15 protein-coding genes and 1 tRNA gene are annotated in these 15,365 nt (G+C 68.0%); 6 read left to right on the forward strand and 10 right to left on the reverse strand.

Annotated elements, in window-relative coordinates:
- Positions 1 to 68: 68 nt before the first annotated feature.
- The 5 genes from ACWDUM_RS17760 to aceE all read right to left on the reverse strand — a co-directional run bounded on the left by ACWDUM_RS17760 (position 69) and on the right by aceE (position 7,114).
- Complete coding sequence (locus ACWDUM_RS17760; RefSeq protein ID WP_450112780.1) at positions 69 to 1,310, reverse strand: KasA/KasB family beta-ketoacyl-ACP synthase; 1,242 nt, start codon at positions 1,308 to 1,310, stop codon at positions 69 to 71.
- A gap of 8 nt (positions 1,311 to 1,318) precedes the next feature.
- Positions 1,319 to 1,600, reverse strand: a complete 282-nt coding sequence (gene acpM, locus ACWDUM_RS17765; RefSeq protein WP_450112781.1) for a meromycolate extension acyl carrier protein AcpM — start codon at positions 1,598 to 1,600, stop codon at positions 1,319 to 1,321.
- Positions 1,601 to 1,719: 119 nt separating this feature from the next.
- Complete coding sequence (locus tag ACWDUM_RS17770) at positions 1,720 to 2,628, reverse strand: ACP S-malonyltransferase (protein ID WP_450112782.1); 909 nt, start codon at positions 2,626 to 2,628, stop codon at positions 1,720 to 1,722.
- Positions 2,629 to 2,756: 128 nt separating this feature from the next.
- The gene (locus ACWDUM_RS17775) at positions 2,757 to 4,025 is read right to left on the reverse strand and encodes a PucR family transcriptional regulator (protein WP_450134964.1); all 1,269 of its coding nucleotides are present in this window, start codon (positions 4,023 to 4,025) and stop codon (positions 2,757 to 2,759) included.
- Between the two features lie 275 nt (positions 4,026 to 4,300).
- Positions 4,301 to 7,114 carry a pyruvate dehydrogenase (acetyl-transferring), homodimeric type gene (gene aceE, locus ACWDUM_RS17780; RefSeq protein ID WP_450134965.1) on the reverse strand — a complete coding sequence of 938 codons (2,814 nt, stop codon included), beginning with the start codon at positions 7,112 to 7,114 and terminating at the stop codon, positions 4,301 to 4,303.
- Between the two features lie 282 nt (positions 7,115 to 7,396).
- Here aceE and ACWDUM_RS17785 point away from each other — a divergent pair, with 282 nt between their 5' ends.
- The 3 genes from ACWDUM_RS17785 to ACWDUM_RS17795 all read left to right on the forward strand — a co-directional run bounded on the left by ACWDUM_RS17785 (position 7,397) and on the right by ACWDUM_RS17795 (position 8,459).
- Positions 7,397 to 7,819, forward strand: a complete 423-nt coding sequence (locus tag ACWDUM_RS17785) for a DUF3052 domain-containing protein (RefSeq protein ID WP_450112785.1) — start codon at positions 7,397 to 7,399, stop codon at positions 7,817 to 7,819.
- 65 nt (positions 7,820 to 7,884) lie between these two features.
- Positions 7,885 to 8,349, forward strand: coding sequence for a peroxiredoxin (locus ACWDUM_RS17790; protein ID WP_450112786.1), 465 nt, complete (start codon positions 7,885 to 7,887; stop codon positions 8,347 to 8,349).
- 38 nt (positions 8,350 to 8,387) lie between these two features.
- Positions 8,388 to 8,459, forward strand: a tRNA-Val gene (locus ACWDUM_RS17795).
- A 39-nt stretch (positions 8,460 to 8,498) separates the two neighbouring features.
- Here ACWDUM_RS17795 and ACWDUM_RS17800 read toward each other — a convergent pair.
- From ACWDUM_RS17800 to ACWDUM_RS17810, 3 genes are all read right to left on the reverse strand, one after another.
- Positions 8,499 to 8,867: a hypothetical protein gene (locus ACWDUM_RS17800; RefSeq protein ID WP_450135224.1), complete on the reverse strand. Its 369-nt coding sequence runs from the start codon at positions 8,865 to 8,867 to the stop codon at positions 8,499 to 8,501.
- Between the two features lie 550 nt (positions 8,868 to 9,417).
- Positions 9,418 to 9,612 carry a three-helix bundle dimerization domain-containing protein gene (locus ACWDUM_RS17805; protein ID WP_450134966.1) on the reverse strand — a complete coding sequence of 65 codons (195 nt, stop codon included), beginning with the start codon at positions 9,610 to 9,612 and terminating at the stop codon, positions 9,418 to 9,420.
- 62 nt (positions 9,613 to 9,674) lie between these two features.
- The gene (locus ACWDUM_RS17810) at positions 9,675 to 9,893 is read right to left on the reverse strand and encodes a three-helix bundle dimerization domain-containing protein (protein ID WP_450135204.1); all 219 of its coding nucleotides are present in this window, start codon (positions 9,891 to 9,893) and stop codon (positions 9,675 to 9,677) included.
- A 401-nt stretch (positions 9,894 to 10,294) separates the two neighbouring features.
- On the opposite strand from ACWDUM_RS17810, the gene ACWDUM_RS17815 reads away from it, so the two are divergent.
- A complete protein-coding gene (locus ACWDUM_RS17815; RefSeq protein WP_450134967.1) occupies positions 10,295 to 11,800 on the forward strand; it encodes a hypothetical protein in 1,506 nt (501 codons plus the stop codon).
- Here the strand turns inward: ACWDUM_RS17815 and ACWDUM_RS17820 are convergent.
- Positions 11,791 to 12,267: an SRPBCC domain-containing protein gene (locus ACWDUM_RS17820; RefSeq protein WP_450134968.1), complete on the reverse strand. Its 477-nt coding sequence runs from the start codon at positions 12,265 to 12,267 to the stop codon at positions 11,791 to 11,793. The two genes, ACWDUM_RS17815 and ACWDUM_RS17820, sit on opposite strands and share 10 nt — an antisense overlap.
- Before the next feature lie 16 nt (positions 12,268 to 12,283).
- Between ACWDUM_RS17820 and ACWDUM_RS17825 the strand changes: the two genes are divergently transcribed.
- Positions 12,284 to 12,610 (forward strand): ArsR/SmtB family transcription factor, encoded by a 327-nt coding sequence (locus ACWDUM_RS17825; RefSeq protein WP_450112789.1) that lies wholly within the window; start codon positions 12,284 to 12,286, stop codon positions 12,608 to 12,610.
- Positions 12,611 to 12,975: 365 nt separating this feature from the next.
- On the opposite strand, the gene ACWDUM_RS17830 is transcribed toward ACWDUM_RS17825, so the two are convergent.
- Positions 12,976 to 13,968, reverse strand: coding sequence for a GlxA family transcriptional regulator (locus tag ACWDUM_RS17830; protein ID WP_450134969.1), 993 nt, complete (start codon positions 13,966 to 13,968; stop codon positions 12,976 to 12,978).
- A 72-nt stretch (positions 13,969 to 14,040) separates the two neighbouring features.
- On the opposite strand from ACWDUM_RS17830, the gene ACWDUM_RS17835 reads away from it, so the two are divergent.
- Positions 14,041 to 15,336, forward strand: coding sequence for an MFS transporter (locus ACWDUM_RS17835; protein ID WP_450134970.1), 1,296 nt, complete (start codon positions 14,041 to 14,043; stop codon positions 15,334 to 15,336).
- Positions 15,337 to 15,365: the final 29 nt, after the last annotated feature.

Raw genomic sequence — 15,365 nt, forward strand, 5'->3', positions numbered from 1 at the left:
GCTGACTGTGGGGGAGGTGAGGGGCCCGGCTTCCGGGCCCCTCACCTGTCGAACTGCGAGCCGACCCGTCAGGCGCGGCCGAAGGCGAGCGCAACGTTGTGCCCACCGAATCCGAACGAGTTGTTGATGGCGAAATCGATCTGGCCGGCGCGGGATTCCCCCTTGACGACGTCCAGGTCGATCTCTGGATCCTGATTGTCGAGATTGAGCGTGGGGGGAATGACCCCGTCACGCACACTCAGGACCGTGAGCACCGATTCGAGCGCACCGACGGCGCCGATCGAGTGCCCGAGCGCGGACTTCGGTGCGTACACCGCGGCGTGGTTGCCGACCGCGGCGTTGATGGCCTTCGCCTCGGCGGTGTCGCCGATCGGGGTCGCGGTGGCGTGCGCGTTGACGAACGAGATGTCCGACTTCGCCAGTCCCGCGGTTTCGATGGCCCGGGTCATCGCCCGCGCCGCTCCGGTGCCCTCGGGGTGCGGCGCCACGATGTGGTAGCCGTCCGAGGTGATGCCCGCACCCAGCAGTCGTGCGTGGATGGTGGCACCGCGCGCCTTCGCGTGCTCCTCCGTCTCGAGGACCATCATCGCTCCGGCCTCGCCGAAGACGAATCCGTCGCGGTCCTTGTCGAACGGCCGCGACGCACCCGTCGGGTCGTCGTTGCGCGTGCTCAAGGCCCGCATCATCGCGAAGCTCGCCGTGGCGACCGCGTCGAGTTCTCCCTCGACACCACCGGCGACGACGATGTCGGCGTCACCGAGCGCGATCATCCGGTACGCATGCGCGATGGCCTCCGAACCCGACGAGCAGGCGGAGACGGGCGTGATCACACCGGCGCGAGCGCCGAGTTCGAGTCCGACGGTCGCGGACGGACCGTTCGGCATCACCATCTGCACGGCGAACGGGGACACCTTGCGGTACCCGCCCTCCCGCAGCTTGTCGACCGCGTCGATGAGCGATTCGCCGCCGCCGAGGCCGGTGCCGATCACGACACCGAGGCGGTCCTTGTCGACCTCCGGGCTGCCGGCGTTCTCCCACACCGTGCGGCCCAGCGTCAGGGCGAGGCGCTCGGCGAAGCTCATCCGCCGGACCTCGACCCGGGAGAGCGACTCGTTTGGGCTGACCTTGAGCTTGCCACCGATCCGGACCGGGAGGTCGAACTCGTCGACGAAACCGGTCAGCGTGCCGATGCCGCTCTCGCCGGCGAGGAGGGACTTCCACGTGGCATCCACGTCACCTGCGAGTGACGTCGTAGCCGCGAGACTGGTGACGACGACGTTGGGCAACGTCCGCGGAGATGTGGAAGACACGTCGAGGCTCACTCGCTGTCGGTGGAGCCGGTCTGGACGCCCTCGGCCTCGAGCTTCTGGATGTACGTGACGGCGTCACCGACGGTGCGCAGGCTGGCGAGATCCTCGTCGGGGATCTTCACGCCGTACTTGTCCTCGGTCTGCACGGCGATCTCGACCATGGAGAGCGAGTCGATGTCGAGGTCGTCGACGAAGGACTTCTCGATGGTCACCTCGGACGGCTCGATGCCGGTGACTTCCTCGATGATCTCGGCGAGACCGGCGATGATTTCTTCCTGGCTGGTGGCCACTGGGTGGCTCCCTTCTTGATGGTGTTATTTTCGGGTCCTGCGTTCGACCGGTCCTCGGATCGGTCGAGTGCTGCAAGTGTGTGTGTTCATTCGAGTCACGGCGTGGGGCCGTGTTCGGTTCAGCCGAGTTGGGCGATGGCGTCCAGATCGGCGGGGGTCTTCAGGGCGAGCGTGGGGGTGCCCTTCATTTCGCGCTTGGCGATGCCCACCAGCGTGCCGGCCGGCGGGAGTTCGACGACCGCGGCCACTTCGGCGCCGCGGAGGTATGCGCTGCACAGATCCCACCGGACGGGCCGGGTGACCTGCGCGGCCAGCTTGGTCAGGGCGTCGGCGCCGGAGGCGACCGGCTGACCGTCGGCGTTGGACAGCAGGGTGCGCGTCGGCTCCTGAGGCGCGATCTGCGATGCCGCCTCGGTGACCGCGTCCTGGGCGGGGCCCATGAACCTGGTGTGGAATGCGCCGGCCACGGGCAGTGCGCGGACGCGAGCCTTCTCCGGCGGGTTCGCGGCCAGTTCCTCGAGCTTGCTGAGCAGGCCGGCGGCGACGATCTGACCGGCGGCGTTGCGGTTGGCCGGTTCGAGGTCGAGCTCGGCGAGCCGGGCGAGGACCGCGTCCTCGTCGCCGCCGAGGACCGCGGACATGCCGGTCGGTTCCAGCGCGCACGCCTTCGCCATCTCGGAGCCGCGCAGTGCGGCGAGCGCGACCGCGTCGTCCGCGGAGATGACGCCGGCGATGGCGGCGGCGGCGAGCTCACCGACGGAGTGGCCCGCTGCCACGAGGTCGGCCGGAACCTGACCGCGGCGTTCGAGTTCCTCGAATGCCAGCAGCGCGGACGCCACGACGAGCGGCTGGGTGACGGCCGTGTCGGTGATCTCCTCCGCGGTCGCGGTGGTGCCGAGCCGGCCGAGGTCCAGACCGGCGGCCTTGGACCAGATCGCAATGCGATCGGCGGTACCCGGCAGCTCCAGCCAGGGGCTGAGCATGCCGGGGGTTTGGGACCCCTGACCCGGGGCGAGCAACGCAATCACAGGAATAAGGGAACACCGATCGCCGGGTTCCGCGGGGTGTTGTTGGCGATGAACCTTGGACAAGTGTTTTGTAGGGTTCCAACAAAACAGCTTGTCGGGAGTGAGCATCGTACTTCAATCGTTGTGCGTTACACCCTGAACCCGTGATCTGTTGCTGATGTTACCGAAGTGGCTGAACGGGAGGGTTCGTGATTGGTTCGTGTCAGCCTTCCTACTGTTGCTGCGATTCGGAGTACGTACGCGTCCCGTGGGTTGGTGGGATCGCGCCGGGTGATCTCGGCGATTTTCTTCAGGCGATACCGCACAGTATTTGGATGGACGAACAGTTGACGGGCACACGTCTCCACGGCGGCACCGCAATCCAGGTAGGTGTCGAGAGTGTCCGCCAGCGCGGACCCCGCCGCGGCGAGGGGACGCACCAACTGGTCGTTGAGGGCGTCGAGCGCGGCGCGGTCCCCGAGTAGCGCGCGTTCGGGGAGCAGCTCACCCGCGTGCACCGGCCGGGGCGCTCCCCGCCAGCCGGTCACGGCGTCCATTCCGGCCAGCGCCTCCACGGCGCTGAAGTGGGCGGTGCTCAGGGTTCCGGTCGTCGGGCCGATCACCACCGGGTCGGGGGAGAACGCGGCCAGCAGATCGGTCAGGAACGGTCGATTCTCCGGCGACGCCTTCACGTCGCCGGAGACCACGGCGACCAGGCGCGACCCCTGGACCACCGCCAACGCGGCGCGGCCGTGCCGCTGCGCGATGGTGTGCACCGTGCCGACCACCGAGACGCCCTGGTCCGGCGGCGGGGTGCCGACCAGGACGGTGGCCGGCGCGTTGGCGTCCCAGTTCAGCGTCGCGGCGCGGGAGAGCATGTCGGGTCCGCTGTCGCCGCGGACCACCGCATCCACCACCAGTGCCTCGAGCCGGGTGTCCCAGGCGCCGCGCGACTCGGCGGCACTGGCATACACCGATGCCGCCGTGAACCCGAGCTCGCGCCCGTACCTCAGCACCGCCTCGGTCAACGCGATCAGCTGCTGGTCGTTGCGGGCGAGCGCGGGCAGCCACTGCTCGAAGAACTCCATCGCCACCCGCACCATGTCGACCGTCTGACGCAGCGTCAGGCGCCGGGCCAGGTCCTGGGGGATCACCTGGAAAGCGTCGAGGCTGAACCGGACGTCGCTGTCCTCCGGGTTCCGCAGCCACTCGAGGAAGTTGACGATGGCGGTCTGCACCAGCAGCTGGACGCTGGCGCGCTGGTCCGCGTCCAGGTCGGCGAAGAACGGCAACTGCGTCTGCATCGACGAGACCGCCTCGGTGGAGAGCCGGCCCGAGAACTGCTTCACCCGGCGCAGCAGTGCGTCCGGCAGCGGCGCCCGCGGTTCACGCCGGTGGGCGAAGGGGGTCGAAATCATCGGTGGCGGCGACGTCGGGTCCGTGCCACGCGGGGCGCCGGCCGGTGCCAACGCATCCGCCCCCTCGAGACGGGGCGTGGTCGCGGCTCCCGACTCTCCGGCTCCTGATTCTCCGGACCCGGGCTCGCCGGATTCCTGTTCACCCATGACTCCGAAACCTACGCCACGGCGCAGGTCCGGGCGCGATGCACGGGTGCGGCGACCCGGTGAGGGTCGGGACGGCGAACGCCCCGGCACCGAGTCGGTGCCGGGGCGCTGTCGGGGGTGCCGGGGATCTAGGCGCTGCCCGGATCCTTCATCGACGTCGGTGCGGCGAGCACGTCGTCGATCCGGTACTGCCGGGCGGCCGCCGCCGGGGTGTTGTGCTCGACCTTGCCCGCGCGGGCGAGACCGGCCAGCACCGCGACCGCAATCGACTCGGCGTCGACGTTGAAGAAACGTCGTGCCGCCGTGCGGGTGTCGGAGAAGCCGAACCCGTCGGTGCCGAGGGTGGTGTAGTCGCCGGGAACCCACTGCCGGATCTGGTCCGGAACCGAGCGCATCCAGTCGGAGGCCGCGACGAACGGGCCCTCCGCGCCGGAGAGGGCGGTGGCCACGTACGGGGCCGGGGGAGCGACGTCCGGGTTGTGCAGCGCCTGCCGGTCGCACTCGATGCCCTCACGGCGCAGCTCGCCCCACGAGGTCACCGACCACACGTCGGCCGACACACCCCAGTCGTCGGCCAGCAGCTGCGCGGCACGCAGGCCCTCCGGCATCGCGACACCGGACACCAGAATCTGCGCCTTCGGGCCGAGCCCCGTGCCGCGGTGGTACAGGTAGATGCCCTTGAGCAGGCCCTCGACGTCGAGGTTCTCGGGCTCCGCCGGCTGCACGTACGGCTCGTTGTAGATCGTCAGGTAGTAGAAGATGTTCTCGCCGCCGAACCCGGCCTCGCCTTCGGTACCGCCGTACATCCGCCGGATACCGTCCCGGACGATGTGGGCGATCTCGTAGGAGAACGCCGGGTCGTAGGTGACCGCGGCGGGGTTCGTCGACGCCAGCAGCAGCGAGTGCCCGTCCGCGTGCTGCAGGCCCTCACCGGTGAGGGTGGTGCGGCCGGCGGTGGCGCCGAGCACGAAGCCGCGGGCCATCTGGTCGGCCGCGGCCCACAACCCGTCGCCGGTGCGCTGGAACCCGAACATCGAATAGAAGATGTACAGCGGGATCATCGGCTCGCCGTGGGTGGCGTAGGAGGTGCCGACCGCGGTGAACGACGCCGTCGAGCCGGCCTCGTTGATGCCCTCGTGCAGGATCTGGCCGACGCTGGACTCCTTGTACGCCAGCATCAGTTCGGCGTCGACGGAGGTGTACAGCTGGCCGTTGCGGTTGTAGATCTTCAGCGACGGGAACCACGAGTCCATACCGAACGTGCGGGCCTCGTCGGGGATGATCGGCACGATTCGCTTGCCGATTTCCTTGTCGCGCAACAGTTCCTTGATGACCCGCACCAGCGCCATCGTGGTCGCGACCTCCTGCTTGCCCGAGCCCTTGCGGATCGGGTCGAGGGCGGAGATGTCCGGCACCGGCAGCGGCGCGGCGTCGGTGCGCCGGGACGGCAGGAATCCACCGAGCTGCTTGCGGCGGTCGAGCATGTACTGGATCTCGGGGGCGTCCGGCCCGGGGTGGTAGTACGGCGGCAGGTAGGGATCCTTCTCCAGTTCCGCGTCGGAGATCGGGATCCGCTGCAGGTCGCGGAACGCCTTGAGGTCGTCGAGGGTGAGCTTCTTCATCTGGTGCGTGGCGTTGCGGCCCTCGAAGTGCTTGCCGAGGGTGTAGCCCTTGATGGTGTGCGCCAGGATCACCGTCGGCTGGCCCTTGTGCGCCATCGCCGCGGCGTAGGCGGCGTGGATCTTGCGGTAGTCGTGCCCGCCGCGCTTGAGGTTCCAGATCTCCTGGTCGGTCAGGTCCTTGACCAGTTCCTTGGTGCGCGGGTCGCGGCCGAAGAAGTGCTCGCGGACGTAGCCGCCGTCGTTCGCCTTGTAGGTCTGGTAGTCACCGTCCGGGGTGACGTTCATCAGGTTGACCAGCGCGCCGTCCTTGTCGGCGTGCAGCAGGGAGTCCCACTCGCGGCCCCACACGACCTTGATCACGTTCCAGCCGGCACCGCGGAAGAAGGACTCCAGCTCCTGGATGATCTTGCCGTTGCCGCGGACCGGACCGTCGAGGCGCTGCAGGTTGCAGTTGACGACGAAGGTGAGGTTGTCGAGGCCCTCGGTGGCCGCGACGTGCGCCAGGCCACGCGACTCGGGCTCGTCCATCTCGCCGTCGCCGAGGAACGCCCACACGTGCTGCTGCGAGGTGTCCTTGATGCCGCGGTCGTGCAGGTAGTGGTTGAATCGTGCCTGGTAGATGGCATTCATCGGGCCCAGACCCATTGACACGGTGGGGAATTCCCAGAAGTCCGGCAGCAGGCGCGGATGCGGGTACGACGGCAGGCCGCCCTCGGCGTGGCTGGCCTCCTGGCGGAAACCGTCCATCTGCTCGGCCGGGATCCGGCCCTCGAGGAACGCGCGAGCGTAGATGCCGGGCGAGGCGTGGCCCTGGACGAAGATGTGGTCGCCGCCGCCCGGGTGATCCTTGCCACGGAAGAAGTGGTTGAACCCGACCTCGTACAGGGCCGCCGACGACGCGTACGTCGAGATGTGGCCACCGACGCCGACACCCGGGCGCTGTGCGCGGTGCACCATGATCGCGGCGTTCCACCGGATCCAGGCACGGTAGCGGCGCTCGACCTCCTCGTCACCGGGGAACCAGGGCTCGTTCTCGGTGGGGATGGTGTTGACGAAGTCGGTGGAGGTCAAGGCGGGGATGGCGACGTGATTCTCGCCGGCGCGCTCGAGCAGTCGCAGCATCAGGTAACGTGCGCGCGTCGGCCCCGAGCGCTCCAACAGGTCGTCGAAGCTTTCGATCCACTCGCCGGTCTCGTCGGGATCGATGTCGGGAAGGTAGGACGCGACGCCCTCACGGATGACGCGCACACGGCCGTCGGAACCGGGAGTGGGACTGGGCGCCAGGGGAGATACCGGGTCCTGGGTCTGCTCGGACAACATTTGCTCCTCATCGCGGTGGACGCTCGGTGTGGCGTCCTATCCATCCGCGTCGCCAACTGTGACGGCAACACGGTTTGTTCATGATGGTGATCTGAATCCAATCCTGCCAAACCGCGTCGGCAATGGTGCGGGCGAGTCTCATTCGTCCACCGTCGAAATATTTGTTCGCGCGATTCGGCCCGGTCCGCTTGCGCGGAAGGCTTCGAGCATGTTCGCTTTCACTACCGATCACCACCGATCGGAAGCTGGAGGTTCAGCTCGAACACTTAGGAGGACACCACCGTGGTCGCCGCGGCCGACGCCCAGAACTACGTCCAGAAACTGGGCATCACCCAAGACATGTCTGTACAGGAACTGGGTTGGGACGAGGACACCGACGACGACCTGCGGGCGGCCGTCGAAGAGACCATCGGCGGTGAGCTCCTCGACGAGGACTCCGACGAGGTGATCGACGTGGTCCTGCTGTGGTGGCGGGACGGCGACGGTGACCTGGTCGACGCGCTGATGGACGCGATCGGGCCGCTGGCCGACGAGGGGTTCGTGTGGGTGCTGACCCCGAAGACCGGTCAGCCCGGGCACGTCGAGCCCAGCGAGATCGCCGAATCGGCACCGACCGCGGGGCTGACGCAGACCTCCGCCGCCAATCTGGGATCCTGGTCCGGTAGCCGGCTGGTGCAGCCGAAGGCACGTCCCGCCAAGCGCTGACCGCCGAACCTGGGGAGCGGCGCCTCCGCGGCGCTCCCCAGACCGTCGAGACCTAGGAGTTCGTCATGCCGTTGGCCGTGGGCACCGTCGCGCCCGACTTCACGCTCAAGGACCAGAACAACCAGGACGTGTCGCTCTCCGACTACCGGGGGCGCAAGAACGTCCTGATCGTGTTCTACCCGCTCGCCTTCACCGGCACCTGCCAGGGCGAACTGTGCCGCGTTCGGGACACCCTGCCGACGTTCGAGAACGACGACACCGCCGTCGTCGCGATCTCGGTCGGTCCGCCGCCCACCCACAAGATCTGGTCGGCGGAGCAGGGTTACACCTTCCCGCTGCTGTCCGACTTCTGGCCGCACGGGGAGATCACCCAGGCGTACGGGGTGTTCAACGAGAAGGCCGGCTACCCCAACCGCGGCACCTTCGTCGTCGACAAGGCCGGAATCATCCGGTTCGCCGAGATGAACGGTCCCGGAGAGGCCCGTGACCAGGGAGCTTGGGAGAAAGCGCTCGCCGCGCTAGATTCCTGAGTGCAATTCGGCGAACGAATTCTCGTTCGCCGAATTCCGGGCGTGTAGCTCAGTGGTAGAGCTCTGGTTTTACACACCAGCGGTCGGGGGTTCGAAACCCTCCGCGCCCACCGAGGTGAATGTGGCATTGACGCAGGTGAATGGCACATTCACGGCCACATCGATTTCGGTCCGGACAGTTGTCCCGCGGCCGCGCGCCGTCGAGCAGCGTCGAGTGCGTTGGCCACAACGTCAAGGTCGTTGTCGAAAAGATCCGCGTGTACGTCGAGCGTCATGGCAGCCGAAGCGTGCCCGAGCATCCGCTGCATCGCCTTCACTGTTTCGTATCGAGACATCCGAGAATGCCGGCCAGGACAGCATGAGCCCGGATCACGATGGTGAGCGAGTAGCCCTTGCGTGAGGACTTTCGCCGGATCGTCGGGATCGCGAATCTCGGTGACGAGCTCCGTGATCCACACCTCGACGTGGCTGATCTCGATCTTCGAGAGGCTGCCACTTGCCCGACTGCGGCTCAACATGCACACGCCATGAGTACTCCAGCGACCTGTACGCAGAAGGCTTGAACTTTCCCTCCCCGGCCTGCGCTCGCCACGACAACCTCTCTCGAACGAGTGTGCGAATCGAACTACGATCGACCCATGGCAGGCCACGCTGAACCCGCGCCTGCGCGATGCCCGAACGGCCACCATCTCGGCCCGAGTCGTGTCCTGGTCGGATGGGAGCAGTGCGCGTGCACGCCGCACGGTGGGCACCGGACGCACTACTGCCGCGAGTGCGGGGCGATTGTGCGGCGGCCGCCGTGCAGCGGGGCGGATCCGCAGAGGGACCGCTGGGCGAAGCGAGGCCCGGGCGTCGAGGGCTGATGAAGTCGGGGCGGCCCGCCGACACAGTCGGGGGAGGGTCGGCGGGCCTTCGTCGTTTCGCCGAGGGGCAACACGACGCACGCGGAAGACTATGCGCACGAATGGTTACTACCAAGTACGCGACCAGCCGGTTTCATGAACAAACGTCCACCTGTTCAGGCCTGATCAACAGTCGTGGACGCCCGTTCTGGCGAATGGTGGACGCCTACCCGTCGGCGAGTTGGGCCCGGATGCGCCGCTCGATGAACAGGGGGACGAACTCTCGGATCGGCCGGTTGTAGAAGTCCTCGTGTGCCCGGCCGATCATGGCGTCGATGTCACTCTCGCTGAGGTGCGGGTAGTCCTTCTTGATCGCCGCGGCGACTTCCTTCAGCGCGGCTTTCTCGCTCTTCTTCGCCATAGCGGCAGTGCACCACGGTGACGTGAACTGGCGATTGAATCTGCCTGGCAAGTTCCTGTGGGTTACTGCTGGGCGATCGGTGCGTCGCCGCTCAGTTCGTGTTCCGCGTGCCGTTCGATGAGCAGTGGCACGAAGTCGCGGACGGGGCTGGTGGTGAAATGGGCGCGGGCCCGGGTTACGGCGTCTCGGATGTGGGCTGCCGATCTCTCTGGGTGTTGGCCATCAGACGTTTGGTCGCCAGGTCGATCAGGTGTTGTTCCTCTGCGGGCAACATGAGGCAGTGTGACGCCGTATGCCGTTGCCCGTCAATGGGCCTGGGTCAGTGCATCAGGTAGACAACCAGCGCCAGCATCAGAACCACTGACGCGGCGGCGACGAGCATGCTGGGCCAGATTCTTGGTTTGGAGTCGTCGAAGGGAATGAACACGGCGGCACCTCGAAGTGTCGGTGCGGCCGATGGGCTTCGAAACCGGACGGGGCGCGGGCTGCGCCACACGGGTGGGGTGGCCCCGACCGGACCTGGTGGGTGGTGATCGGGGCCGATGCGCCCGACTCAAGAGGGTGGATGCGAGCGCATCACCGTCGACGGTAGCCACCGTTGGACCTGGGGATGCGGATTCGACCGCTGTGAAGCAACTCCCGGCCATCCGGCGATGTCGGTGCTGCGGCCTACGGTGCGCGCATGGATATCGGGCTGTGGTTCGGTTGGATCTGTTCGTTGTTCGTCCTGATGTATCTTGCGTCGTTTGCGCTTGCCGGTGCGGCTGCATTTCGCTCGCCCGCGTGGAATCCGACGCTCCATCGTGCTGCCGGTGTCGAGTTGACCCGCCGAGGGTACTTTGCGAGGCCTACGTCGACCGTCGAGGACGCCGCCGCGGCCGGTATGTGCGGGACAGCGGTGCAGTCCGCCGACGAGGATGAGGATTCGGGGATCGTCGATCTCATCCGTCTTCTGGGCTGCGGGAGTGACGACGACGAGATGGTCGATGATCTCGATTCTCGGCGCGATGCCTTTCTGGAAACTGCGGTGCGGCGTCAGTTCGCGCGAGTGGAGAACGTCGCCGATCTGCGGCTCGCCAGTCGACTGTGGCGATTCCAGCGCTTCCTGAACGAACTGGAGATCGGTGCTCGAGGCGCCTGGTGGCTCGGCCGGCTCAGCCTCGACAAGCAATCGGCGGCGATCCGGAATTACGCGACGCAGGTTGCATTCGGTGCGACATTGCTCGGAGTTGTCTGGTGGACGGTGGGTACGGCGCTCGACGCCTCGGACAGGGATCTCCTGACGACCGTCGCGAAGTTCACCGGGTGTGGCGCTTTTCTGGGAGCACTGTTCGCGATTGCGCAGTTCTGGCGCAGTCTCCTCGTCTTACGGTGGGGCCCGATTTCTCGGTGGACCGGTCGAGGTGTCCTCACCGGTGCCGGACTCGTCGCTGTGGTGTCCGCCTTGTTTCTGAGTGGAGTTTCAGGTGCCGCCGCGGGCGCGGCGGAGTACCTGGCGAGGGCAACGGATCGTTTCACTTCCACCGGGCTTTCCGTCAGCATCGGTGGTGTTCTGCTGATCGCGGCACTGCTGTGGGTGGTGTGGCGATCCGTATCGGCAATGCGTCGCGGGCGCGGAACGCCGAGCGAGCGACTCGGGACGGCGGCCGTTGCGGTCTTCTTGATGGCGATGACCGTGCCAGTGGCGCTCATGGTTCTCCGGCTACCGCTCGAGTCGGCATTCACGGCATCGGCTTGGGTGGCGGTTGTCGGGGGCGGATTGTTGGGTGGCGCGGCGATGCTGGCCTGGTGTCGTGAGTGGTGGGTGCGGTATCGAACACTCGTGGACGCGGGTTATCCGTTGCGTCGGTACGGATTCCGTTGGTCGATGCTGTTGACGTGGTCAGTTGCCTTCGCGGTGTTCGCGGTTCTCGCCGGCACTGCGGACGGCAGCAACCACCGATCGAGTCCGGGCGTCGAGGTGGTTGTCGAGTGTGCTCTCGCCGTGCTCGCAATTGTTGTGGTTCTTCTGCTTCCGCCGGGACTGGTCGTGACGTACTTGTTCGTTCGCCGGGTGAACGCGCAATACCAGCGTCGCGAGATGGAGCGGCACAGTACCTTCTTCGACGCAGGCACCGTGACGCGCGCTCTGATGGAGAGTCGGGAACGAGGTTCGGTGGCCGACCCCGCACGCGAAAGTCACTTGTAGAAGCCGTCGCGCAGGTTGATTCCGTGCTCGACCCACACCTTGAGCGCGGCGAGCATGCCGGTCCAGCCCTGGCAGTTGCCGAAGGCGCTCTTCGCGCCCTCCTCGGTGGCTTGCCACGCCGACTCGGTGATCGTGACCAGGGTCCGGGTGTCGTCGTCGACGGGTTCGAACTCGAATGTGGTGGTGGTCCTGCCCGCGTCGGAGGTGGTGGCCGTGCCGGCCCACTCGATGACGATGCGGCGCGGCGGTTCGGCCGCGACGACGGTGACGGGGAAGGCTCCGGGGAAGTCGGCGAAGTCCCACGTGACCTCGGAGTTCGACTCCAGCCGGCCGCGGGCGCCGCCGGTGGTGAAGTACTTCGACAGCTGCTCGGGGTCGGCGACGGCCTCGTACACCTCGGCGCAGGGCCGCGAGACGTGACCGGAGACGGTGAATGTCAGTGCGGTGAGGGTGTTCTGCTCAGACATGTTGTAATTTTACAACATGTCTGTGGGTGGCCGCGAGGAATCGGACGACGACCGGGTGTTCAAGGCGCTGGCGTCCGGGACGCGGCGGCGGATGCTCGACGTGCTGCGGGAGTCGTCGTGCACGACCGGCGAGCTGTGCGCGCGATTCCCCGAACTCGACCGCACCACCGTCCTCCAGCACCTGAAGGTGCTCGAGCGCGCCGAACTCGTGACCGGTCGCAGTGTGGGGCGGGAGCGACGCCTGACGCTCGCACCCCTGCCGATCAAACGCATCCACGACCGCTGGATCGGCGAGTACACCCGCGCCGCCGTCGACCTGCTGGACAGGCTGGGGCGCGAATGAACGCGCCGCCGGGCCGACGGTGGTGCGGTCAGCGGTTGCTGGTCACTGCATGAGGTACATCAGCAGCGTGAGGACGAGGGCGACGACCGCGGCGACAAGGAGCATGCCGGGCCAGATTCTCGGTTCCGAACTGTCGAAGTGATCGTGCATCACGGCACCTCTTGACGTGGTGGGCGATGGAAGCCGGGCTGCCCCGGCCGATCCGGGTCGGGTCGACCGGGGCGGACGCGACCCGACCCGGAGGGATGGGTACGGGTGCTCCAGCGCCGACTCTAGGCATGGTCCGGCGTGCGTGAGTGCGACTTTCCCCGGCGTTCACCTGGTGTTCGGCGACGCGCCGTCCAGGGCGCGTGGGTGGGTGGTGTCTACGGGGTGGCGGGCGCTGTCGTGGCCGCGCCGGCCTCCCCGCGGAAGGTCCGGCGGTACGCGGACGGGGGGACCCCCAGCTGTGCTGCCATGTGCTGTCGCAGGGAGGCGGCGCTGCCGAAGCCGACGTCGGCGGCGATGGTGTCCACCGGCAGGTCGGTCGTCTCGAGGAGCTGGCGCGCCCGGTCGACGCGGCGGGTGATCAGCCACTGCGCCGGAGTGGTTCCCACCTCCTCGCCGAACCGCCGGGTGAAGGTGCGCACGCTCATGTTGGCGTGCCGCGCGAGCCGGGAGAGTTGCAGCGGCTCGTCCAGCCGTTGCAGGGCCCAGTCCCGCGTCGCCGCCGTCGATTCCGCGGTGTGTGCCGGGATCGGCCGCTCGATGAACTGGGCCTGCCCGCCGTCCCGCCACGCCGGCACGACGGAGCGTTTCGCGACCCGGGTGGCGACGTCCGACCCGTGGTCGCGGCGCACGATGTGCAGGCACAGGTCGATGCCCGCTGCGACGCCGGCCGAGGTGAGCACGTGGCCCTCGTCGACGAACAGGACGTCGGGGTCGACCCGGACCTGCGGATAGGTGCGCTGGAAGTGCTCGGCGTGCCGCCAGTGGGTGGTGGCCCGCAACCCGTCGAGCAGGCCCGCGGCGGCGAGGACGTACGACGCGATGCAGATCGACACGTACCGGGTGCCCGGGCGGATGAAGCCGAACGCCTTCTCCAACTGCTCGGGCAGGTGGCCGTCGCGGGTGGCACCGAGTTCGTACGTCGCCGGGATCACCACGGTGTCTGCGGTCGCCAGCAGCTCCGGGCCGTGGTCGACCGACACCGTGAAGTCGGCCTCCGTGCGGACCGGGGTGCCGTCCGCGGTGCACGTGAGCACCTCGTACAGCGGGGCGCCGTCCCTGTCCTCGGCCATCCCGAACACCCGCGAGGGAATACCCAGCTCGAACGGGACCACTCCGTCCAGCGCGAGAACCACCACCCGATGCACCATGGCTGGATTCTTTCACATGTTGGCGTTCACGCCAGTGGTTCGCGAGGGTCACCATCGCGCAGACTGGTCGCCGTGACTTCCGAGCTCGTACGCCCCGCCGCTGCCGGTACGCCCCCGCGAGTGCACTACGCCTGGCTGGTGGCCGCGGTCGCGTTCCTCGCACTCGTCGGTGCGGCGGCGTTCCGGGCGGCACCGTCGATCCTGATCGACCCACTGCACGACGACTTCGGCTGGTCCCGGGCCTCGATCTCCTCGGCGGTGTCGATCAACCTGGTCCTGTACGGGCTGACGGCACCCTTCGCGGCGGCGCTGATGGAGCGGTTCGGCCTGCGCGCGGTGGTGTCGGCGGCGCTGCTGCTCGTCGCAGCGGGCAGCGGGCTGACGGTCTTCATGACCACCCAGTGGCAACTCGTCCTGCTGTGGGGCGTCCTCGTCGGGCTCGGCACCGGATCGATGGCGCTGGCGTTCGTCGCGACCGTCGTCGACCGCTGGTTCGTCGCCCGCCGTGGCCTGGTCACCGGCATCCTCACCGCCGGCGGCGCCGCCGGGCAACTGGTGTTCCTGCCGGTCCTCGCCGCCGTCTCCGAGGCCCACTCCTGGCGGACGGTCGCGCTGACGGTGTCGTTCGCGGCGCTGGCGGTCGTGCCCCTGGTGCTGCTGTTCCTGCGCAATCGCCCCTCGGACGTCGGAACCGTTCCGTACGGCGCCGCCCCCGACTTCGTGGAGCCGGAACCGGCGGCGCAGTCCGGCGGAGCGGTGCGCCGCGCGCTCGCGGTGCTGGCCGCGGCGGCGAGAACCCGAGTGTTCTGGCTCCTCGCCGGGACCTTCGCGATCTGCGGTGCGAGCACCAACGGGCTCGTCGGGACCCACTTCGTGCCCGCCGCCCACGACCACGGCATGCCAACCACGGCCGCCGCGAGCCTGCTCGCGGTGATCGGTATCTTCGACGTCGCCGGCACCATCGCGTCCGGCTGGTTCACCGACCGCTTCGACTCGCGCAAGCTCCTCGGCGCCTACTACCTGCTCCGCGGCCTCTCGCTGATCTTCCTGCCGATCCTGTTCGCGGAGACCGTGCACCCGCCGATGATCGCCTTCGTCATCTTCTACGGTCTCGACTGGGTCGCGACCGTCCCGCCTACGGTTGCGCTGTGCCGCAAGCATTTCGGTGCCGACGCCCCGATCGTGTTCGGATGGGTGCTCGCCTCGCACCAGATCGGCGCCGGGCTGGTCGCATTCCTCGCGGGCCTGGTGCGCGACCGGTTCGGCGGCTACGACGCCGCGTTCTACGTCGCGGGCGGACTGTGCGCGATCGCGGCCGTCATGTCGCTGGCCATCGTCGGGCGGGGCCGCGAGCCGGTCACCGTCTGACGCGGCGAGTCCGAGGTCGTTCGAGGCGC

The organism is Rhodococcus sp. NPDC003322 (assembly GCF_053589555.1).